General features: G+C 42.6%; 21 protein-coding genes and 1 pseudogene. 5 read left to right on the top strand and 17 right to left on the bottom strand.

All coding sequences use genetic code 11. The features are described from left to right. Positions 1–67: 67 nt before the first annotated feature. Positions 68–1,372, bottom strand: coding sequence for an NAD(P)/FAD-dependent oxidoreductase (locus MHN32_RS02065; protein ID WP_239420774.1), 1,305 nt, complete (start codon positions 1,370–1,372; stop codon positions 68–70). Positions 1,373–1,772: 400 nt separating this feature from the next. Here MHN32_RS02065 and MHN32_RS02070 point away from each other — a divergent pair, with 400 nt between their 5' ends. Then, the gene (locus tag MHN32_RS02070; RefSeq protein WP_174168991.1) at positions 1,773–2,036 is read left to right on the top strand and encodes a RebB family R body protein; all 264 of its coding nucleotides are present in this window, start codon (positions 1,773–1,775) and stop codon (positions 2,034–2,036) included. Between the two features lie 189 nt (positions 2,037–2,225). On the opposite strand, the gene MHN32_RS02075 is transcribed toward MHN32_RS02070, so the two are convergent. Together MHN32_RS02075 and MHN32_RS02080 are read right to left on the bottom strand one after the other, a co-directional pair. Next, entirely contained in the window at positions 2,226–3,491 is a 1,266-nt protein-coding gene (locus tag MHN32_RS02075; RefSeq protein ID WP_239420775.1) for an amidohydrolase family protein, read from the bottom strand. Positions 3,492–3,581: 90 nt separating this feature from the next. Next, positions 3,582–5,366: an MFS transporter gene (locus MHN32_RS02080; RefSeq protein ID WP_239420776.1), complete on the bottom strand. Its 1,785-nt coding sequence runs from the start codon at positions 5,364–5,366 to the stop codon at positions 3,582–3,584. Positions 5,367–5,401: 35 nt separating this feature from the next. Here MHN32_RS02080 and MHN32_RS02085 point away from each other — a divergent pair, with 35 nt between their 5' ends. Beyond that, a complete protein-coding gene (locus MHN32_RS02085; protein WP_239420777.1) occupies positions 5,402–7,816 on the top strand; it encodes a hypothetical protein in 2,415 nt (804 codons plus the stop codon). A 202-nt stretch (positions 7,817–8,018) separates the two neighbouring features. Here MHN32_RS02085 and MHN32_RS02090 read toward each other — a convergent pair. The 8 genes and pseudogenes from MHN32_RS02090 to MHN32_RS02125 all read right to left on the bottom strand — a co-directional run bounded on the left by MHN32_RS02090 (position 8,019) and on the right by MHN32_RS02125 (position 13,038). Further along, a pseudogene (locus tag MHN32_RS02090) lies at positions 8,019–8,956 on the bottom strand (transposase). 380 nt (positions 8,957–9,336) lie between these two features. Beyond that, on the bottom strand, positions 9,337–9,870 hold the full coding sequence (locus MHN32_RS02095) for a GrpB family protein (RefSeq protein WP_239420778.1): 534 nt from the start codon (positions 9,868–9,870) through the stop codon (positions 9,337–9,339). Between the two features lie 31 nt (positions 9,871–9,901). Beyond that, positions 9,902–10,450, bottom strand: coding sequence for an HPP family protein (locus MHN32_RS02100; RefSeq protein ID WP_010371740.1), 549 nt, complete (start codon positions 10,448–10,450; stop codon positions 9,902–9,904). 31 nt (positions 10,451–10,481) lie between these two features. Beyond that, a complete protein-coding gene (locus tag MHN32_RS02105) occupies positions 10,482–10,877 on the bottom strand; it encodes an ACT domain-containing protein (protein WP_102056668.1) in 396 nt (131 codons plus the stop codon). Continuing rightward, positions 10,874–11,311, bottom strand: a complete 438-nt coding sequence (locus MHN32_RS02110; protein ID WP_239420779.1) for a GFA family protein — start codon at positions 11,309–11,311, stop codon at positions 10,874–10,876. Before MHN32_RS02110 ends, MHN32_RS02105 begins: the two co-directional genes overlap by 4 nt. Before the next feature lie 2 nt (positions 11,312–11,313). Then, complete coding sequence (locus MHN32_RS02115; protein WP_010371749.1) at positions 11,314–11,772, bottom strand: YaiI/YqxD family protein; 459 nt, start codon at positions 11,770–11,772, stop codon at positions 11,314–11,316. A 35-nt stretch (positions 11,773–11,807) separates the two neighbouring features. Continuing rightward, on the bottom strand, positions 11,808–12,254 hold the full coding sequence (locus tag MHN32_RS02120) for a GNAT family N-acetyltransferase (RefSeq protein WP_102056666.1): 447 nt from the start codon (positions 12,252–12,254) through the stop codon (positions 11,808–11,810). Then, the gene (locus tag MHN32_RS02125; RefSeq protein WP_239420780.1) at positions 12,241–13,038 is read right to left on the bottom strand and encodes a PhzF family phenazine biosynthesis protein; all 798 of its coding nucleotides are present in this window, start codon (positions 13,036–13,038) and stop codon (positions 12,241–12,243) included. The genes MHN32_RS02120 and MHN32_RS02125 overlap by 14 nt, the downstream gene beginning before the upstream one ends. A gap of 146 nt (positions 13,039–13,184) precedes the next feature. On the opposite strand from MHN32_RS02125, the gene MHN32_RS02130 reads away from it, so the two are divergent. Next, positions 13,185–13,370, top strand: coding sequence for a hypothetical protein (locus MHN32_RS02130; protein ID WP_235367523.1), 186 nt, complete (start codon positions 13,185–13,187; stop codon positions 13,368–13,370). A 51-nt stretch (positions 13,371–13,421) separates the two neighbouring features. On the opposite strand, the gene MHN32_RS02135 is transcribed toward MHN32_RS02130, so the two are convergent. From MHN32_RS02135 to MHN32_RS02145, 3 genes are all read right to left on the bottom strand, one after another. Then, a complete protein-coding gene (locus tag MHN32_RS02135; RefSeq protein WP_095727837.1) occupies positions 13,422–13,640 on the bottom strand; it encodes a DUF6500 family protein in 219 nt (72 codons plus the stop codon). Between the two features lie 119 nt (positions 13,641–13,759). Beyond that, complete coding sequence (locus tag MHN32_RS02140) at positions 13,760–14,230, bottom strand: DUF3291 domain-containing protein (RefSeq protein ID WP_130163893.1); 471 nt, start codon at positions 14,228–14,230, stop codon at positions 13,760–13,762. A 115-nt stretch (positions 14,231–14,345) separates the two neighbouring features. Beyond that, positions 14,346–15,353 carry a phytanoyl-CoA dioxygenase family protein gene (locus MHN32_RS02145; protein WP_239420781.1) on the bottom strand — a complete coding sequence of 336 codons (1,008 nt, stop codon included), beginning with the start codon at positions 15,351–15,353 and terminating at the stop codon, positions 14,346–14,348. A gap of 133 nt (positions 15,354–15,486) precedes the next feature. Between MHN32_RS02145 and MHN32_RS02150 the strand changes: the two genes are divergently transcribed. Next, the gene (locus tag MHN32_RS02150; RefSeq protein WP_010604562.1) at positions 15,487–15,948 is read left to right on the top strand and encodes a carboxymuconolactone decarboxylase family protein; all 462 of its coding nucleotides are present in this window, start codon (positions 15,487–15,489) and stop codon (positions 15,946–15,948) included. Then, positions 15,926–16,693, top strand: a complete 768-nt coding sequence (locus MHN32_RS02155; protein WP_239420782.1) for a helix-turn-helix domain-containing protein — start codon at positions 15,926–15,928, stop codon at positions 16,691–16,693. The genes MHN32_RS02150 and MHN32_RS02155 overlap by 23 nt, the downstream gene beginning before the upstream one ends. Before the next feature lie 43 nt (positions 16,694–16,736). Here the strand turns inward: MHN32_RS02155 and MHN32_RS02160 are convergent, their stop codons facing one another. From MHN32_RS02160 to MHN32_RS02170, 3 genes are read right to left on the bottom strand one after another with little or no spacing between them, the layout of a single operon-like run. Then, positions 16,737–17,591: an acyl-CoA thioester hydrolase/BAAT C-terminal domain-containing protein gene (locus tag MHN32_RS02160; RefSeq protein WP_239420783.1), complete on the bottom strand. Its 855-nt coding sequence runs from the start codon at positions 17,589–17,591 to the stop codon at positions 16,737–16,739. Between the two features lie 18 nt (positions 17,592–17,609). Continuing rightward, entirely contained in the window at positions 17,610–18,320 is a 711-nt protein-coding gene (locus MHN32_RS02165) for a LytTR family DNA-binding domain-containing protein (RefSeq protein WP_010604559.1), read from the bottom strand. After that, the gene (locus MHN32_RS02170; protein WP_235367526.1) at positions 18,314–19,336 is read right to left on the bottom strand and encodes a histidine kinase; all 1,023 of its coding nucleotides are present in this window, start codon (positions 19,334–19,336) and stop codon (positions 18,314–18,316) included. The genes MHN32_RS02165 and MHN32_RS02170 overlap by 7 nt, the downstream gene beginning before the upstream one ends. Positions 19,337–19,463 lie beyond the last annotated feature (127 nt).

A 19,463-nucleotide genomic window follows, 5' to 3' on the forward strand; every position in this document is an offset into this window, starting at 1 on the left:
GCAAGGTTACGGTTAGCGCTAAAACTGGCTGCTAGAAAGGCATTAATTATCTGAAGTTCAGGTTAACTTAGTGCAGTTTCATTTTTGGCCGCACCACTCTAAGCACCTTTTCGCTTATCCATAGCGCAAAGGTTTTTGCGATACCATGGATTGCGCGCTGATGCATTCTATACAACGAGATGTACATGAATCGCGCTATCTTACCTTCAATAAAAAAGCTATTGCTGGTTAGGTTTCCCATTAAACTACCAACGGTGCTATAACGAGATAAATTCACTAAAGAGCCGTGGTCACTATAGGTAAACTCGTGTAAAGGTTGATTTTTTAGTGTTGCGATTAGATTTTTCTCTACACATTGCGCCATTTGATGGGCCGACTGAGCACGCGGCGGCACTTGAGTACCATCCGCTTGGGTAAACGCGCAGCAATCACCGATGACATAAATATGCTCACCTACACTGCTTTGTAAGTATTGATTTACCTTAATTTGATTATTGCGAGTAAGCTCGAACAGCCCAATTTCTCTAATAAAGTCAGGGGCTTTTACCCCCGCAGCCCATACCTTGATGTCTGCCTTTAGTTGTTCACCTTCTTTAGTAATAAAACTGTCTTCAGTTGCCTGCTTTACTTGGGTGCCTTCTCGCACCGTGACACCTAGCTTCACAAGCTCCCGTTTAGCTGAATTAGCAATACGCTCAGGTAGTGCTGGTAATATTCGAGGACCAGCTTCTATTAAATCAATACGAAGGCGTTTGGCAGTCATTTTACTCAGCCCGTACATTTTCAACATGTCTGAGACATGATACAGCTCGGCAGAAAGCTCAACGCCAGTAGCGCCACCACCAACAATACCGATAGTTAACGAGTGCTTTGGATCATCGTCTTGGTGTAAGCGTGTAAAGTTGTCGAGGAGTGCATGTTGAAATCGCTCAGCTTGCTGATTTGAATCGAGGAAGAAGCAATGCTCCTTGACCCCCGGCGTATTAAAATCATTGCTAATACTACCAATAGCGAGCACTAAATAGTCATAGCTGACTTGTCGCTCTGGGAGAATACGATGGCCGAGTTCGTCTTTTAGCTCGCTCAGCGTGATGGTGTTATTGATTGAGTCTACGTGGCTAAAACTGCCGAGCTGAAACTGATAATAATGCTTTGCTGCATGAGCAGAATAAACCACTCCATCTAAGTCAGCGTCTATAGACCCTGTCGCGACTTCATGAAGCAACGGTTTCCAAATATGACTGCGATTTTTATCAATTAATAAGATTTCTGCTTGGCGTTTTTTTCCGAGTTTATGCCCTAATTGTGTTGCCAGCTCTAAGCCACCAGCACCACCACCGACGATCACGATTTTAGGAAGTTGCGTATTCATCACGTTGCCCTTAAAAGTATAATACTTAAGTACTCTAGGGTCTTGGAAAAGCACTTAGGTATTTCAAATCCATCATGAAATACCTTGTCTGGCAACGCCTACTATTGTGCGCCTTTTTAGTTCATTTGTCAGCGAATAACGTCAAAATTATTCAACAGTTTTCCCAAGTCTATGGACGCTCAGAGCCAAAAAATGCGGTTCGTATATCGGCTAAGGTAACCCCCCTGCCGGTCAATTTTACATTCAGTTCTAGATAATTGTTGTACTAACCATATTGGTTGAATGCACTTTTTAATATAGAGACTAGACTGAATGTAAGCATACTCTGAGCCGAGAATAGTATCTCTGCACTCCACGGGGTTATGTGTCTTTTTGTATCAGCTATTTAAAGGAGATAAACATGGCATTTCCAACTGCGGTGAATAGTCAAGTTACCGATTCAGTGTCTCAAACAAACACCAAAGTGCTTGGAGACTCACCAGCATTAGCAACGAGTAAGCTCATGCTTGCCGTGAGCCAAGCATTGTCAAACGCTGCACATAACGCTATCAATGCGCAACAAAATAACAATGTCACTGCTCAAGCGGCTTTGACGCAGGGAGTGAATACCCTAATGAATGTGGATATCGCAGCATCAATGGCTGTTATAAAAATTTACAGATAGTAAGAAATACCCTATTCCCCGAGTCAATGTAAATAACATACTAAGTAAGGTAAAACTATGGGCAGTGCAGGAAAGCCTCCTTATAACCTCTAAGGCAGCCTAGCAAGCGAGAGTGAGGCTAAAAAAGAATTCCAACAGTTTCATAGCGTCTGCGCAGAACTTAGAACAAGCTCTGCGCTAGTCGCTAGATTACTGCTTTTCTATTTGGCCGTCTTTCATCACAAAGGTGACGTTTTCCATTACACTAATGTCTTTTAGTGGGTTGCCTTTAACCGCAATAATATCAGCAAGTTTCCCCGCCTCAAGCGAGCCTAATTGTGTATATTGCTTGAGTAACGTCGCCGAGTTAATAGTGGCAGCCTGTAAAGCTTGTAGTTCAGTCATACCAAATTTCACCATGCGGCTAAACTGCTTACCATTGTCACCGTGAGGATAAACACCAGCGTCAGAGCCAAACACCATATTCACGCCTGCTTTTACCGCTTTTGTAAAACTAGCACGCTGAGTAGCACCCACCTTACGTTCTTTATCCAAGCTTTCAGGCAAAATACCTGCCTTTTCTCCCTCGCCAAGAATATATTCCGTATTGTAGATATCCATAGAGAAGTACGTGCCTTTGTCTTTGGCTAGCTGAATGGCTTCATCATCCACAAAACTTACATGCTCTACTGAGTTCACACCTGCTTTAATTGCAGACTTGATACCGTCAGTGCCGTGCGCGTGGGCAGCAACCGTTAAACCGCGTAAGTGTGCTTCGGTCACAATCGCCGTCATTTCCTCTTGGGAATATTGCTGAGCACCCACTTTAGTGCCTTTAGACAGAACGCCACCCGTTGCACAGAACTTGATTAAGTTAGCGCCATATTTAATATTTTCACGTACCTTTTGCCTTACTGCCCAAGGTCCATCAGCCACCCCTTCTGAAAATACTTTATGCTCATGGGTTAGGAGGTTGTTGTCACAATGGCCGCCAGTGATCCCAAGTGAAGGACCTGCTGCGTTTACACGTGGGCCTGATACGTCACCATCAATAATGGCATCGCGCAGCGCGATGTCAGCATAGCCAGCAGCACCAAGGTTACGAACTGACGTAAAGCCCGCATCTAGTGTGCGCTTGGCGTTTCTAACACCAGTAATTGCCGCACGAGGTGCAGTGCGTTGCAACCTTTTGTAGCCATGAACATGTGCGTCTGAAGTTAGGTGGACATGCATATCAAATAGACCGGGTAATAATGTGTGGCCACTTAGGTCTATCACTTCAGCGTCTTTTGGATAGGCTTTACGATTTGATTTTCCGACTGAGATAATCTTATTGTCTTCAACGACCACAGTTGCAGGTGAGATAAGCTTGCCTGACACCACATCAATCGCAGAGTCAGCATTTAAAACATACGTTTGCGCGTACACACTGCTTGAAACAAAGAGTGCCGTGCTCATCCATATTTTTTTATTCATGTTACTTCCTCATTTTTTGCTTGAGTGTAGAAAGAATATGGCTTGCAAACAAACCGATCGCGACCAATAACTGTTCCCATTTCAATAGTGCTATGTTTTTCTGTCTATTATCACTGTGTTAAACCAGAATAATGCAATGGCGGTTATAAATGCGATAGCGGCAAATAGCCCCCACATTAACTCTGGTGCCGCCATTTCTTGCACCAACACTTTATAGCTCCAACCAGATAAAAATCCAGCAAATAAGAAGCCCAACGCCATAGAAACAAAATAGTATCCCATATACAACGCAGCTTGAGATTGAGGCGCGATACTCGCGACATATTCTTGGCTTTTAGGAGAGGCAAGCATTTCACCAAGCGCGATAAGCAATATGACAGTGACAATGAGCTGACCACTTAACCAGTCGCTATCGCTAAGTAATGCGATAAACGCAACCGTCATCACCAGTAAGCCCGTGACTAACACATAAAATGGTCTAAATCGCTGACAGAGAAAGCTCACCAAAATTTGTGCGACCACAATCGCTGCAAAGTCTAAATTAATGAGATACTCAGGATTAATTTGACGATATTGTACGAGTTGTTCAGCAAGGGCTTGCGCTTGGAGCTGTGAAAGTGCCTGTCCATTATCGTGAAGCGCATTTAGCGTTTGTAGTATCAACTGTATTTGCTCATGCGGGACATTCACTTTGAGGTGAACCCATTCAAGCCTAATGGTTTCAATGGATACCGCGCCGCTTTCCTTAAGCTCGTTGAACAGCGTAAAAATGGCAGCAGTTAACTTATCAATATCAACATGTGCTAAAAACGCGACGCCAGAATCGCCAAACCACGCCAATATATCTCGGGTATCTGCATAATCACGGATATACACAGGTAAAGTATAAAAAAGCTGATTATATACAGTCCAAAAGCCTGCAAGGATCAGCAAATATAACGCAAACGGCAGGTTACTCACCTTCATCGGTTGTTGCCACCATGCTTTAGTCGGCGCTCGATTTATAAGCACTCTGTCCCACACCCAGTTAGCTACTAACCATATTGCAATCCAAGTAAACGCTTGACTGTAGTTAGAAAACCCAACGCCTGCTGACATCAATAGCGCCAGTGCGACAAACAGCGTAAGTGCTAAACGTGTATTACCCAGCACCGACTGCGCGGTTTTTAATACTTGAGTAAAAGATTGCTTGGTTTTAGGTAATGTTTGCGGATCTTTGTAAAATAACATCAAGGGAATAAAGTTTATGGCAATCCAAATCGCCGACATCATAAATACCGCATCCCAGCTTATGGCGCGCATATATCCCGCAACCAATGGGCCTAAAAACCCACCAATATTCACCATGGTATAAAAGATCCCAAATCCAAGGCCACGATTACCATCGTTTGTACTGTGGCTTACGGTGCCAACGACCACAGGTTTAAAGCAAGCGGCACCCAGGGCAACAAAGCTCAGCGCAGCAAAAAACGGCCAAAAACTCTGTGCCTGTCCCAATAAATAATAGCTTGGCGTCATGATCAAAAATGCAAAAAAGAACATCTTTTTATACCCAACGCGATCTCCTAGCGCACCAGTTACAACAGGCAAAAGATATAAAAAGAAGGGAATAATCCCCTGTACCGCGCCACGCTCTATATCAGTAAAGCCAATACCACCTTGCGACTTCGGTGTTGTCATGTAAATTGATGACACGGCGAAGAAGCCATACCAAGCGAGCCGCTCAAATATTTCCATGATATTCGCAATGTAAAAAGTTCGACCAAACCCAGAAGACGACGTTGACCGATTTGCCTCATTGAGATCTGGTTCACACCACTGCTGCTGATTTTGCATAATGACAATACCTGTTATCTTTGTTATTTTATATTGCATACAATATACACAAATAATAACGAGAGAAAAGTATCATGTCTTTATTTTATCTATTCCATACCTTTTATTGGCGAATACCCTCTATGCAAAAGCCGCGGCTAGGGTTTACTCCTCTAATTGCAATACTTGCCTTACTCAGCGGATGTAAAACTACGCGAAGCGATATTGCCGCTATTCCAAGCCCCGCTGATATGCGCTCTGAAATAAGCGTTAATGGTCGAGTCAGCACGTTGAGACACATTGATATCCAACATGTTGGTAAACAAATTCCGCTGACTTATAGCGATGGAAAAATAGCTAACTCGCGGGGCTATGACTGGTGGGTGAGTAAACATTTTGCGCTAAAAAGTGACTTTCCTGAGGACAAAGTAAAACTCTATTTAGAATTATTAGAAATGTCTTACCCTCACTATGTTGAATTGTTTGGTATGGCGCCTGCAGCGATTGATAAAAAGAGAATTGCTGTCGTTTATGGAAGTTCACGCCAACGTACAAAAGAAGCCATGCTGGACGACGGTTTTTTGCGAGGCGTACATGAAACGGCTGGTGGCGAAACCATGTTTTATAACCGCGCAGGGTACAACTTTCCGAGTCATCGCCAGCATCACCAGCGCTACATCGTGATCCATGAAACCATGCATGCGTTTCATATGGCTCTGAACGGTCACTCAACTTGGGCACCCAATTGGATCACTGAGGGAATGGCAGATGCCATTGCAAGCCACGTATATGATCCAAATAAAAAACAGTTAACTGTAATGGTTTTTGACCGTGCTCCAATGAACTATCTGCACTTGGGTTTACAGCAGTATCACCAAAGTGGACAGCCATCTTTTGAAGCAATCAACGATGACCCATCACTCAAACGCGGGCTCAACTTTTTTATCGTACATTTTTTATTGAGCGATCCTGAACGCTATCAATATTTTAAACGCTTTATTGCTAAATTAATGGAAGCAAACCCCCACTCTGAAAATACCTTGCCAACTGCCAATGCACTCTTAAAACAGACCTTCCCCAATTGGCCCCAGCTTGAACAGCAGTTTGCTGCATTTGTGCGCTCTGCCACACCAAGTTTTTATATTGTCGATGGGCCTTGGGAGCAAAACGGTGCGACATATTGGCTCAGAAATACCGAAAACAAAACACTTAATCGTCTCGACATTCATCCAAACTTTTCCTCTGCACATGCCGTGATGGATTTTCCCGCACCAGATAAAACACCTCTAATCAACTCACTTGATAAGAATAGTGTTGCAGCACTAATCGACTTCGAGCCGGAGCAGATAAAACGTGGGGAAATTGGCGTTGCGTTAATCGCTGATTTAACAAGCCAAAGCTTAGATGCGCGTCTTGGACACTCTAAAGTTGAAGAAGTTGATTTTAGTAAAGATAACTTACTGCAATTGACCCTTCAAGAAGGAGTAAAGTTAACGGTCTCAAGCAATCAAGCATTGTTCCCCGCAAAGTCTATCGCACTGCTGCCGCAATTACGCATGGATATCATGCAATATCATCAACTTGCGCTCACGCTTTCAAAGCAGAACGATGCGCTAGTTATTAAAATGAAAACACTACACCATGAGCAACTGGCTAGGTTACAATTGAGCCAAATCGACATTTCAGCGCTTAGCTTGCAAAAAATAAGTCTTCTTGGCCGAAATAATAATCATAGAATAGCGCCCTACTTTGCCGCGCATGATTACTTGATCACGAATGAACAAACCACTAATCCCTGGCACTTTAAAGGTGCATCGCTACTGCGCAGAGCCTTTAACACCTGTGTGGAATATAGCGCTCAGTTAAATGACTGTATGACCCCACTTCGCGAAATATTTAACAAGCAGAAATCAAGGACAGTCACTGAAACTGAGAATAAAACCCTCAACCACTTGATGCAAAATTGGCAAACAACACTTGGCGACGATGCGCTCTTTACGCTAAGTGGTATCAACATCCAGGACTACTTTTCTGACGGAATGCACTATCTTTACGTCAACAACCCCAGTAAGCATGCAGTTGCGCTAACTTACGGTAACTACAAAAAAATGCTAGCTTCAGGTGAACACCGTGTTCTATTGCCAAAACAAGTCTCTCAGACCTTGGTAATTAATTGGAATGGATTAACAAGACAAAAATCTCTTCTAACGCCGGAGAAACCTTTTGATGGGGTAAAAATGGAAGTCACTGTTCGTGACAATATTACCATCACGCTAACCGGTCCCTATTCAGGTGCATCGAGTGGTATATTACGCGTCGATTTTACTCCATTTCAATCATTTCAAAATGAAGGTTCACTTTGGCAGCAGCCTGTTACTTTCTTACCTTATCAAACACAAGTAATTAAAATAGATAAGTTACAAAGATTAAAAAATGGATTACTTGAGATCACGGGTGAGTTTGACGTTGATGGTGAACCGATTAGGCTGGTTAAAATAATCAATTTGTAGAAACAATTAATTGGAAGTCTGAAAAGCCAAATAAAGTAGGACCGATGGCTTTGTGCAAATAAGATTGAGTGTTTCATACAACGTGCACGACTAACTGCTCCCTCAACCTGAGCGAGCAGTTAAACACTTACAACCGGATTAAATTGGCCGTCTACGTAAGTTCATATTACGTAAAAAGTCGTTGGCTTTGCGAAATATTACTTCATCGCCTTAAATTGCGATGCTCACAATAAGCCTCTATCGAATCTGCGCTACCAATCGCACCGTGAAAAGTTTGCTCAAGCTGGGTAGTAAGTTTAAACCAATTACGTGCTTCTAGACCTAATTGCTCCAAAATAGGTTCTTGACGCGGTTCGATAAACCCGGGTTTATCAGCACGAATGCATCTTCCTGTAGAATCAACTAAGTCTAGATATGAACGTAATTCAAAGGGTATACCTTTGTGCATATGTTTTTTGGTATTTCCTAAAACCGCGCTAGATACTTTGGCTGTTTGCATCTTTTTGCAAACTCACACCTAAGTTTTATACTGGTGTGTTCTGAATCTTCTAGGTTACTAGCCAATTTTGCACGAATGGGGTTTAAGTCTACGTAAGCCATGCATGCTAACAAGGCTGAAGCATCAAGCAAGGCCTGAGATTTAAATCTCCCTTCCCAAAAGTGTCCGGTACATTCATCCTCTTGATTAGCACGTCGAGCGATGTGCTCATTGAGCCCTCTCATAAACCAGCTAATACTCGCTAAGCGGCTTCTATATTCATTGATTTCTTTGCTTAATTCACTTTTTTGCCCTTCGTTTAAGCATTCACCTTGTAAAAATTGCTGAGCGTGTGAAGATACCTTATAAAGCTTGCTCCAGCGTAGTAAAATAGCTTTATCATTGAGCCTTTGTGCTTTTTTATCATCGATATACAACACCACATGGGTGTGATTAGGCATTACCGCGTAAGCACAAACATCCAAGCAAAATATTTTGGCTAGAGAGAGTAAACGCGTTTCAACCCAGCCCCTCCGATGCTCATAAGACTTTCCTGTCAACATATCTTCACCACACAAAAAAGCACGGCGGACGCAACGTGACACACAATGATAGTAACGCGTATTTGACAAGTTGATTTGATACTTCCTAGCTAAGCCCATTGTTCTCTCCTTGAACGTATCAATGCTAATCGAAGAAATTAAAGCTTAGACCATGTCGCAAATTTGTAAACATTTGCATCTGTTCATGCCTGTCCTTAGTTGCATGCTTTTAGTTGCATGCTACCAGTTATCACCTACTCTTTGATACTTAAATACAGTAAACGCTAACCTCCTTATGCTTGTTCGGAGAATGAGCGAGGTTCCTGTCTTAACGCAAATCTTTACTTTTCCCCCTTGCCTAGTTAGCAAGTTTTAGGAGCAACATCAAACCGTGCTCCACTATGAATAATTTATGCGATCACCATGAGCGATTGGGATTGGATACCAGCAGTTAATTTTATCACTAACTTCAAGCAAAATATTAGTTATTCGAACTTTAGTTAATTAAATTGGATGTCCTTCAAAGTGCGTTTTACAAATGGTGCTTTAGCTTTTCCATACGCATCTTGGGAGGCTATACCTTGCGCTATTACCAATTGCTTCTGAGTTTCATACTCCGCACGCGCGTTAGGGTTGCTAAGCATATAAGCTTTAAATTTTTCTTGCTTTATATGTTCTTCACTTCCTTTTTCAATAGCATGCGCATGCACTTGAAACAACTCACCTTGATACATCACCGCGATGTCTTTTCTAGGACGAGTATCAGGAAACGGATTATCGCTGTGCTGATCTTTAAAGCCTAAATTTTTAAGATGTTCAACTGCTTGCGTTAATTGCCCGGGTTTGTATAACACAGAGATATCGATGATCCCTTTGCCAGCAACCTTAAAAGAGCTAGAACCAAAGTGTAGAAATTCAAGTTCAGGGTGTGCTAATGCCACCATCACTTCTTCTGCCACTTCAACAAATATTTCACGCCATGGATTAAAGCTAGCTGGGACTAATTGGTAAGGGACGAATTCAATTTTTGACATGCCTGTCCTTTTAAATTTTTATATAAAATAGTTAGAACCAATAAACTGGGTAATGCCGCTTGGGATTGCGCGACATATTGTTCACAGACAGCGCGACCAACAACATCAGCAGAGCCCCCACCAACACGGGATAAAATGCATACATATATCCCAAGTTATGAACAGACTCACCACCAATAATGGCGATTAGCGCGGTCGCTCCACCGGGTGGATGCAAGGTTCGAGTAAAGTGCATCACAACAATTGAGAGCGATACCGCAAGCGGTGCTGCAAACAGACTCTCTTCTCCAAGCAAAATAAAAATGCTGACACCGAGTAAAGCTGAAAAGAAATGCCCGCCCAGTAAATTTCTCGGTTGAGAGAACTCTGCCATAGGAGCGCCATAGAGTAAAACAGCAGTTGCACCAAAAGAGCCAATGAGCAATGCGCTGCCAACACCATATGGTAAAGCGAGGTTAGAAATCACCGTAATCAACAAGATCCCCACCATTGCGCCAACCCATGACCAAAGGATTTTCTTAAGCGGTTTTCTCGGAGGACACACACCTTTGGAGGCCATTCTTTTAAAGTAAACTTTCATGCGACCTAATAACCTTCGAGATTTATCAATGTCATTTTGCCAACGTTTGTATCGCGAGTACCGCCCGCTTAGCATCATTTACGGGCACAAAAATATGATCATGATAGAAGCCCGCAATTACATTCGCGCTAATATCAGCACCTTTTAACGCATTGGAAAATGCAGCAGTTAACCCTACGGCTTCTAGGCTCGAATGCACTTGCAAAGTAATTTTATTCATCACACAGCTGTAATCCAATCCATGTTCGTCTGCCATTTGCTTGGTGACTACCAGCGTTAACCCCTCGCGCTCCATAAAGGTCGCAATTGGATTGAAAATTACGCACTCAGCAAGGCTTTTTTGCACTGTACAAAATACAAAAGGTGTTTCATCAAGCGTCGGGGAAATGTCTTTTAATAATTGAGATAAATCACTAATACCCGTCACAAATTACCTCCCGATGTTGTTGATAGATCGCGGCTAGGCTCAAATGCATCGTAGCGAGGAAGCGGCGCGTCTAAGTCGTCCCAATTGGCTTTTGAAGAGATAAAATTATGTGATATTGGCCGCTCTTTGATATCCGAGTCCAAAATGCCAAGCCTTAACCTCACCCGCTTAGGATCGTTTTCATTCGAACTAAAAATTGGACTTGCGCAATGTTTGCAAAAATGGCGCTTTCTTCCAGGTTTAAACTCGAAGATGTTTAGTGCCTCTTCGCCACTGAGAATCACAAAATCACTCCACAGCACAAAGCCATTAGTTGCATAAGCTGTGCCTGTAGACTTACGACATAAAGAGCAATGACAATGAATGATATCGCTGATTGCTCCACGGATTTCAATTTGAACCGCTTTACACAAACAACTCGCCTTATAAGCCATACCTACCCCTTTGTGTTTCTGGTGATCCAAGTATCCAATTGATTGGCGAAATTTTGCTTATCAGCTTGAGACAAAGGCGGTGGCCCTTGAGTTTGCACGCCGCTGGCACGCATCGTGTCCATAAAGTCACGAATATTTAAGCGAGATTTTATGTTTTCTTTCGTCAGCAATTCACCGCGCGTGTTAAGTGCGGTGCACTTTTTCTCAATGACTTCGTCTGCAAGTGGAATGTCGCCAGTAATAACCAAATCACCTTCATTAACGCGCTTCACGATTTCGTTATCCGCAATATCAAATCCCTTTGGGACTTGAAGCTTTTGAATAAAAGGAGACGGAGGCGTTTTTAGATATTGATTTGCAACCAATGTAACCGTGGTAGAAGTACGCACTGCAGCGCGAAACAGCATTTCTTTTATCACCACGGGACAGGCATCGGCATCTACCCATATTTGTTTTGCCATAACAACTCTTTTAAATTTAAATTGGCTAGAGAATACTAAATTTGGGGATTAGGTTCACGCCTAAAATGAAACTCATATTCATCGTCAGCAAACTGCACAAATCCCAACTTTTCGTATAAACGCTTCGCGGGATTCGCTTTAAGCACCGTCAATACCCAAGGCAATGTTGAGTGGTTTTCTATCAAGCTTTTAATGACTTGTGCACCGAGCCCCTTTCCTTGTTGCTGGGGCTCTATTTGCAGCTGAAAGAGGTAATAGTCATGTTCACGTTGCTTAAACTTAGCCAAGCCAACACACTTTTCATTTATATAAATCAAATGTGAGCTTGGGTATTCGTATAATACTCTGGCTTTATGTTCAGCGTCAGTCAAAAACAGTCCGGCATTTTCTAAGTGCGGCACCATGGTCGCTTTACGCAGCGCCACTAGGTAGTCAAAGTCACTTTCTTTTGCCTGTATGAAGTGAATCTTATTCGTCCTCAATTTCGAATATTCCTTTTGCGTAAAGTACACCAAACCCAGATACGATGACATTCGTATCCGTCACTTCACAAAATAGCTCACCGCCACGTTTTGAAGCCTGATGTGCATGAAGTTTCTGTTTGTTTAGCGCCTTTGCCCAATATGGCGCTAACCCGGCATGAATTGAACCGGTAACCGGATCTTCATCGCCCCCATTTGCAGGCCAAAAGTAACGCGACACAAAATCAACGTCATTGCCTTTTGCTGTTACCACAACATCAAAAGGCGCAAGGGTTTTCAATTTATCGCTGTCGTACTCACAGCTGCGTACTTGTTGCTCAGTCTCAACAATCACAAAGTACGCTTGGCGATTTTTAAGTACCCGCGTCGGTGTTACATTCAGCCCTTCCAGCAGTGCGTCGGGGGCTTCAGTTAACTCAGGGGCTAAGTTCGGAAATTCCATCACAATGCGACCATCAGCCACTTGCTTCACAGTGAGTGTTCCGACTTCTTGAGTTTGAAATTTTATTTCACCTGACTTTCCCTTCTGATTAAAAAGTACATACGCAGCACCAAGCGTGGCATGACCACAAAAGTCAATTTCAGTAATTGGAGAAAACCACCGGATCTCATAATGATTGTTATCAACTGGCTTCAAAAAGGCGGTTTCGGAAAGGTTATTTTCGATGGCTATCTGCTGCATTAAAGCGTCGCTAAGCCAGTTTTCAACCTCAACGATTGCAGCGTTGTTACCACCAAAACGTTTACGCGTAAATGCGTCAACCACAAAATATTCGACTTGCATCTTTTACTCCTTTCAGAAACACCTAAAAACACAGTATAATTTACTGTAATTAGAAGCGAATACAACTTAAATAAACGTGTATAGAGGTTGATCTGTATGACCATGATGCACGTAGTTAAAATGAGTAGAACCAAGTCGAGGCTTATATGTTTACAGATGCTACTTTATCAATCCTATGTTTATATTCATTAGCAATGTTTGTCACTAGCCTGCTAATGATAGCGACAGCCCCTAAAACTGATGGTGAGAAACGCAAACAAACTATCACCGAGTACACTATGTTTGCACTTGCATCTGTTGCAGTATTTTTTGTCTCATTTTACACGCTGTAACTGCCAGCTGGGTCATCTCGATTGATGGCCCATGGCAATATCCTTTAAGACCTATTTTCCACTTTCAACCATTGTTTTTATCTTTAACGCCTTTTCGAAGTGGTCTAATTCGTGAGTTTGTATCCACCAAGTCGCCGCTTCCATAAGTAGTGCAGGGTCCGTGTTTTTATTGGCAAAAAAAGCGTAAAATGATACGCCAACGTTATCCCCTTTTTGTGCGATTTTTTTATCACATACTTCTATTATCTTGCTTCTTAGTGCCGCGCGCATTTTTGGTTAAATCCATACATCATGATCTACGATTAGTGTACCACCAACATCATCAGTATTCACCACTCCACGCGGCTCTACACCTTTACGGTTGATTATCATTTCATCGGTGCACAAGATTAATCTTCTTCACAAGCTTCCCTCTCCCTTACGTCTAGTTCGGTGAAACTATTTCTAAACGTAAAGGCATAAGCCGAATCTCCAAAACGACGCAGGTAATCGAGCCTTTCTTTGGCCTCATCTAGCGTCGGGATATGGCCCTCTTCAACCCACCATAACACGTAGGTTTCCTGTTCAGCGCGGTGAAACCATTCTTTTTTACGCGCCAAAAATTCCTTATGCGCGGTTTTAAACATAAAATCTTTGAGCGCTTGCTCCGACTGCCATACAGACATATTCACGATAATATTTGGATCATCAAACGCCTTAATCTCTGTTGCATTACCGGTTTCATCTTTCAAGCGCCAAATAAAGCCAGGGCTTTGCTCTGCGAGTAAATTAATGCGGTCTAAACTTTCTACAAAATATTGAATTTCTGGCGCATCCATTTGGTATTTAGCGGTGGCTATATTGAGTTGTGCTAATTGCATCGACGGCTTTTCCTTGTGGTGAGTTGCTACATTCTCCCAAACTTAACAATCATACTACTGTTTGCTCGCCGCCAAGTTAAGACAAAATTTAACCAAATAGAGATTTTTTCACCTTCTACATTTCTGGAAATGGATGCATATTGATGTATTGCACTATACGAGGTGCGTTTGCTGTGTTCGCGCTGCCACCATGAGGTAAAAACTGGTGCCAAATCACCATATCTCCGGCATTGGCTGCAATTGCTTTGGAGCCCAGTTGATGTAAGTATTCTGTGTTTGGAATACATGGATCCCATGGAGCCGTTGCAAGCCATGACTCTAGCTTTGTATGAAATCCTGGCACAACCGTTGTTGCACCCTGTTTTTCTTCAGTGTCTGATAGATACAAAATCCCTTGCGTGCCAAACTTGAGTTGCTTAGAGAAATCTAAATCCCAATGTAGATCAGGACCTTGAAAGCTAGATTGTGCAGTTTCAGGCGGGTTGAACCCACACTGATCGGCTGAAACTATCAGTTGTTCGCTTTGCCATAACTGGCTAAAGGCCTTATGAATTCTCATTGAATTCCGATTGTCTTCCAGTGCTTTATGTTGTACCAAATGCACCATACTGCGACTCAATTTTTCGTGGTTAACCTTATACCAAGTCTTTGGTTCTGCTAATTCAATCTCCAAATAGTCTTGGATGGCGTTTCTCGCATTGGCACAGCCTTCGGCACTCACTGCATTTTTAACGATGACATAGCCGTTGTCCTGCCAGCATTTCAGGTCGTCCTCAGTGAGTACATCCGGCATATTCTGAACAGCAGCTATTTTTTCTTGATAACTGTCGGGGCAAGGTAAGTGGCAGGTGACATGTTTTAGCAATGCTATTTTTTCACTACTCGGCTGAGCAATTGTTACAATTGCATCAATAAAGCTATCGTAATCATAAGCATATTGAAACTGTAACTGATGTGCTTGAGATAAACTTAAGCCCAGTATGTCAAAAGTCGCTTTATATAATTCGAAACTAACTGGCTCTACCTGCTGCTGTTTATTTGTAAAAGTGCCGTTGGCCTGAAGCCAGATTTTTTTGAGTGTGGATAAATGATAAAGCGCTAGAGCAAGGTTTACATCGCACATTATTTTACAACCATCCTTTAAATTAGAGTTGTGTGTTCCTTCCTTAAAATTTTATTACAAAGACGTTTTTTTTCAATTTTTACCGCTTACACCTCATTACACTATACGTATCACTAAACATGAGGATTCAGAAATGAAAAGAGCAGACTACTTCAATCAGGCACCTGAGCTTATTCAGCACTTATTGGGACAAGAGGAATTATTAAAACAGCAGGCACATACAACTTTTGGAGTCACAATCTGGGAGCTCGTTAAACTTAGAGCATCACAAATCAATCAATGCGCTTTTTGTATTGCAATGCACACTAAACAGGCACTAGAGTATGGTGAAACCACTAATCGAATTATTGGATTAAGTGCATGGCAAGACATGCCGTTATACACCAATAAAGAAAAACTGGCATTAGCGCTTTGTGAAAAGCTGACAAACGCACAAATGATTGACGACGCTTTTTATCAAACACTCAATGTAGAATTTGATGATAAAGAATTGACTACGTTAACTATCGCTATTAATGCCATCAACAGCTGGAATCGGATCGTGAAAATGTTTAAGCCGAATGTAGAGTTCAATGAGCACAGATCTAACGCTTGAATTAATAAACCCAACAGGTGAAATCGCTAACTATGTGCAAGCTATCTGGTTTGCACAATCACACAAGTGCGGAGAAACTTGGCTTCCAAGCGACGGGGCAACTGGATTTATCTTCCCTCTTCGTGGGCTCGTTAGTTTCAACGACAATCAGCTCACAGCCCCCTTTTATCTACAACCAATTGCCATTCAGTCTAGCAAAGTCAGCTATTCTGAACAGGCATGTTTTTTCGGGATCCGCTTTAAACCCGCGGGACTGGCATTTCTGAAAACGCTGCAACATCCTATAGCAAATCCCAAAAATATATTGCCCTTGTTGAACACGCTACAAAAAAGTAGTGCCAACCTGACAGCATTACTTCAACTCCTAGAACCAATATTGAATATGCCAATTCCTCGACACAATTCTATCCTACATACCCAAACACTCCTTGAGCATATTGTTTCAATGACTCCTTTAGAGCAAGCATATGCTCAAACTCCGATCGGAAAACGGCAATTAGAGAGACAAGTTAAAACACATTGTGGGATTACCCCTAAACATTTAGCTCGCATTTATAGAGTTCGATTGGCTAAACAAAAACTGAGAGAAACACCTGACATTAACATCGCTCAACTCGCGCTAGATTGCGGCTACGCTGATCAATCTCATCTTATTCGCGAATTTAAAACTATCTTTCAGATCACACCGGCAAAATACACAAAGCGACTAAAAGCTGCAGACACAAGGTTACCTGCAGCTCGGTAAATTTTTCAACGACCAAGAATATAAAAGCAAGGTGAATTCATTGCTACTTATTCGCGCAACGTGCTACCAAGGTTTCGCTTAAAAATTGATTTACCTCGGTTTGCACTTTTTTGTTAAAGCTATAGTGACCCGAGTTAAGTGCGATATGTTTAAATGGATGAGAAAAACTAGCCTCGCGTAAACCAGCTTCTATATATCCGGCCATTTTGTACGATGGCCAAATTTCATCGTGTTTGGCAGAGACCAGCAGCACTGGCCCATTAGTGTTTTCAACCGGGATGCGAGCGGCTGCAATTGCTTCAGGTGTTGCCTCTGCCAATGCAGCCTCAAAGGCAGGTGTAAACTCTCCCGTTACGTTCCCCTTTTGCATTTTCCATGACAACAGTGGTGCATCAATGTAGTCCAGAGCATTGCCGCTAAGCGTCCAACTCGAGCGAGAAGACAAGGTCTTAACAGCATTCCAGCTTACGTGACTAGGCATGACGGACACTACATGGTTTATCTCATCAAAGTGCGCACCGAGTAATAACGCAAGCTCCGCTCCTTTAGAAAAACCATACACCGCCACGCAATTTGGGTCTATCTTTGGGTCTGCACTCAATGCTTTTATCCGTTTGGCTATATCATCCAAAGATAATTCAGCTGCACTGCTCGATGTATTTTCAGTGCCATAATAACCAAGTGCAGCTACTGAGACACCAATATCATTAAATCCATCTAAAAATGGTTTCCACTGAGGATTAGCGAGTGTATTCCCCCCTTCGCTGCCACCTAACACCACAACCAATGGATGAGTCTGACCATCATCGATAAACTGACGTTTAACATCTGGTATAGTCGTGTTTGAGCAGGCTGCAAGAAGCCCTACCAAAGAAAATGGCATTATAGTTTTCATCATTTTATTACCTTTTTTGAGTTAGCTGAGCCCTATGTTGCTCAGTTGTTGTTTGAGTAGTTTTGCACCGCCCCGGCTGGTCACAACTTGTAAATTGCTATCTCGCAACTTGACAAGGTAACCCCCTGTAACCCAGCGTTCAAACGCCGTTATCGCGCTTTGGTTTACAATGGCATTACGGTGAACTCTTAAGAAATGTGTTGGCAATTGCTGTTGGATCTCCTCAAGGGAGCCATCAATGGGATATTGCTGTCCATTACTAAACGCAATGGCTTGACCGTATTCTAGCTTGATAAGTTCGATACTGCTGACATCAATTAGTGAGGTTTTCCCCGCCACCTTACTCGTTAAAGTAGCGGCGAATCCTGTCGCGATAACACGATTGACTCTTGATAGCGCCAACGCTAAGCGTTCAGTACTATACGGTTTGAGCAAATAATCAACCGCGCCGAGCGTAAAGGCCTCAACCGCAAACTCACTGTAGGCCGTGGTAAAAATTATCGCACCTGCAAACCCCGTTCCTTGAAGTTTCTCGACCAAAGTAACACCATTGCATTCTGGCAAGTTAATATCGACAAAGACAATATCTATCGCAAGTTCTCGATATGTATCAAGAAATACTAATGGCGTGTTACAAGTCAGTACCAAGTTGTGCTTGGTGATCTGGCTAAGTTGTTCAGTTAATTTATCAATGGCTGGTTGCTCATCTTCCACAATGGCAATGTTCAACATTCCTTTGCTCCTCGTGTGAGTGAAAAGCTGACAACAGCACCACCTGTGTGCATGTCGTTACCAAGCCTAAGTTCAGCATTTTCTTCTAACTTTAACCGTGAGCGCGTGATCGAAAGACCGAGTCCCGCATCTGACGAACTCAATATGTCCTGCTCCTTAAAGCCCACCCCGTTGTCACTGATTTTAAACACTAACTGGTTCGCTAACTTTTTGATTAATACATCAATGTGAAGCGGCCTACTGTTGCCATGTTTTACTGCATTTTCCAAAAGTGGCTGTAAAATCATTGGCGGTATTACTTCGCTCAATAATGCATCGTCGATATCAAAGTCGATGATAAGCGCATCCCCAAACCGGCTTTGCTCTATCTCGCACCATTGATTTAGTGCAATTAGCTCATCGGCAACGGATACTTTGCTCGGTATTTTTCCGCTTGTCACAGAATGCGTTAATGAATATCTTAATACCGCAGCGAGATTATGAACCAAAGACCGTGCTGCTTCTGGTTGATTTGGTACAAAGGCTGCAATTGTGTTGAGGCTATTGAACATAAAGTGCGGGTTTAACTGACTGTGTAATAACTTAATTTCAGCTAGTTGGCGAAGCTGTTTTTCTTGTTTTAACAACTTTTGGGAAAGGTAGAACTTAATCACCACAAAAATACCGCTAGACCAAGGCAGTGCGATGGTTAGCGCCTCAAACAGTGAAAATGCATGGGTATTTAACATTCCACTTCTGAGTACACCCCAACATAAACAGCCCATTACCATCAGTCCGTAAAAGCCGATATATTGCAGCGGCCAATTGCCTATCTTGAAACGGATGATGAGTACGTAACTTATCACCATAGGTAACCAGTAGAGGAACACAACCGCCAAAATAGAAGAGAGCGCGATATTTGCCGACAACAACATGCCCCGCTGCACCCAATCGGTAAGACTGATAGCAAAACTTATTGCGGCAACGATGGCTAAAATTGCGAATTGTTCATTTCGCTGCAATGTGAGATTGACCATAATCAATACAAATAGTGACTGAATACGTTCATGGTACGCATTTAGCGTCGAAAAGCACTCTGAATGTTGCTGAATGGTCGCTTTTCAATGCTAAATGGTTATCTGTATTAGTCCACACTTTTACATC

This window comes from Pseudoalteromonas sp. Of11M-6, from assembly GCF_022347905.1.
Lineage (GTDB): Bacteria > Pseudomonadota > Gammaproteobacteria > Enterobacterales > Alteromonadaceae > Pseudoalteromonas.

Bases quoted from the DNA above. Each gene is read 5' to 3' on its own strand.
- MHN32_RS02065 (WP_239420774.1), bottom strand. From the start codon at position 1,372: ATGAATACGCAACTTCCTAAAATCGTGATCGTCGGTGGTGGTGCTGGT.
- MHN32_RS02070 (WP_174168991.1), top strand. From the start codon at position 1,773: ATGGCATTTCCAACTGCGGTGAATAGTCAAGTTACCGATTCAGTGTCT.
- MHN32_RS02075 (WP_239420775.1), bottom strand. From the start codon at position 3,491: ATGAATAAAAAAATATGGATGAGCACGGCACTCTTTGTTTCAAGCAGT.
- MHN32_RS02080 (WP_239420776.1), bottom strand. From the start codon at position 5,366: ATGCAATATAAAATAACAAAGATAACAGGTATTGTCATTATGCAAAAT.
- MHN32_RS02085 (WP_239420777.1), top strand. From the start codon at position 5,402: ATGTCTTTATTTTATCTATTCCATACCTTTTATTGGCGAATACCCTCT.
- MHN32_RS02095 (WP_239420778.1), bottom strand. From the start codon at position 9,870: ATGTCAAAAATTGAATTCGTCCCTTACCAATTAGTCCCAGCTAGCTTT.
- MHN32_RS02100 (WP_010371740.1), bottom strand. From the start codon at position 10,450: ATGAAAGTTTACTTTAAAAGAATGGCCTCCAAAGGTGTGTGTCCTCCG.
- MHN32_RS02110 (WP_239420779.1), bottom strand. From the start codon at position 11,311: ATGGCTTATAAGGCGAGTTGTTTGTGTAAAGCGGTTCAAATTGAAATC.
- MHN32_RS02115 (WP_010371749.1), bottom strand. From the start codon at position 11,772: ATGGCAAAACAAATATGGGTAGATGCCGATGCCTGTCCCGTGGTGATA.
- MHN32_RS02125 (WP_239420780.1), bottom strand. From the start codon at position 13,038: ATGCAAGTCGAATATTTTGTGGTTGACGCATTTACGCGTAAACGTTTT.
- MHN32_RS02130 (WP_235367523.1), top strand. From the start codon at position 13,185: ATGTTTACAGATGCTACTTTATCAATCCTATGTTTATATTCATTAGCA.
- MHN32_RS02135 (WP_095727837.1), bottom strand. From the start codon at position 13,640: ATGCGCGCGGCACTAAGAAGCAAGATAATAGAAGTATGTGATAAAAAA.
- MHN32_RS02140 (WP_130163893.1), bottom strand. From the start codon at position 14,230: ATGCAATTAGCACAACTCAATATAGCCACCGCTAAATACCAAATGGAT.
- MHN32_RS02145 (WP_239420781.1), bottom strand. From the start codon at position 15,353: ATGTGCGATGTAAACCTTGCTCTAGCGCTTTATCATTTATCCACACTC.
- MHN32_RS02150 (WP_010604562.1), top strand. From the start codon at position 15,487: ATGAAAAGAGCAGACTACTTCAATCAGGCACCTGAGCTTATTCAGCAC.
- MHN32_RS02155 (WP_239420782.1), top strand. From the start codon at position 15,926: ATGAGCACAGATCTAACGCTTGAATTAATAAACCCAACAGGTGAAATC.
- MHN32_RS02160 (WP_239420783.1), bottom strand. From the start codon at position 17,591: ATGATGAAAACTATAATGCCATTTTCTTTGGTAGGGCTTCTTGCAGCC.
- MHN32_RS02165 (WP_010604559.1), bottom strand. From the start codon at position 18,320: ATGTTGAACATTGCCATTGTGGAAGATGAGCAACCAGCCATTGATAAA.
- MHN32_RS02170 (WP_235367526.1), bottom strand. From the start codon at position 19,336: ATGGTCAATCTCACATTGCAGCGAAATGAACAATTCGCAATTTTAGCC.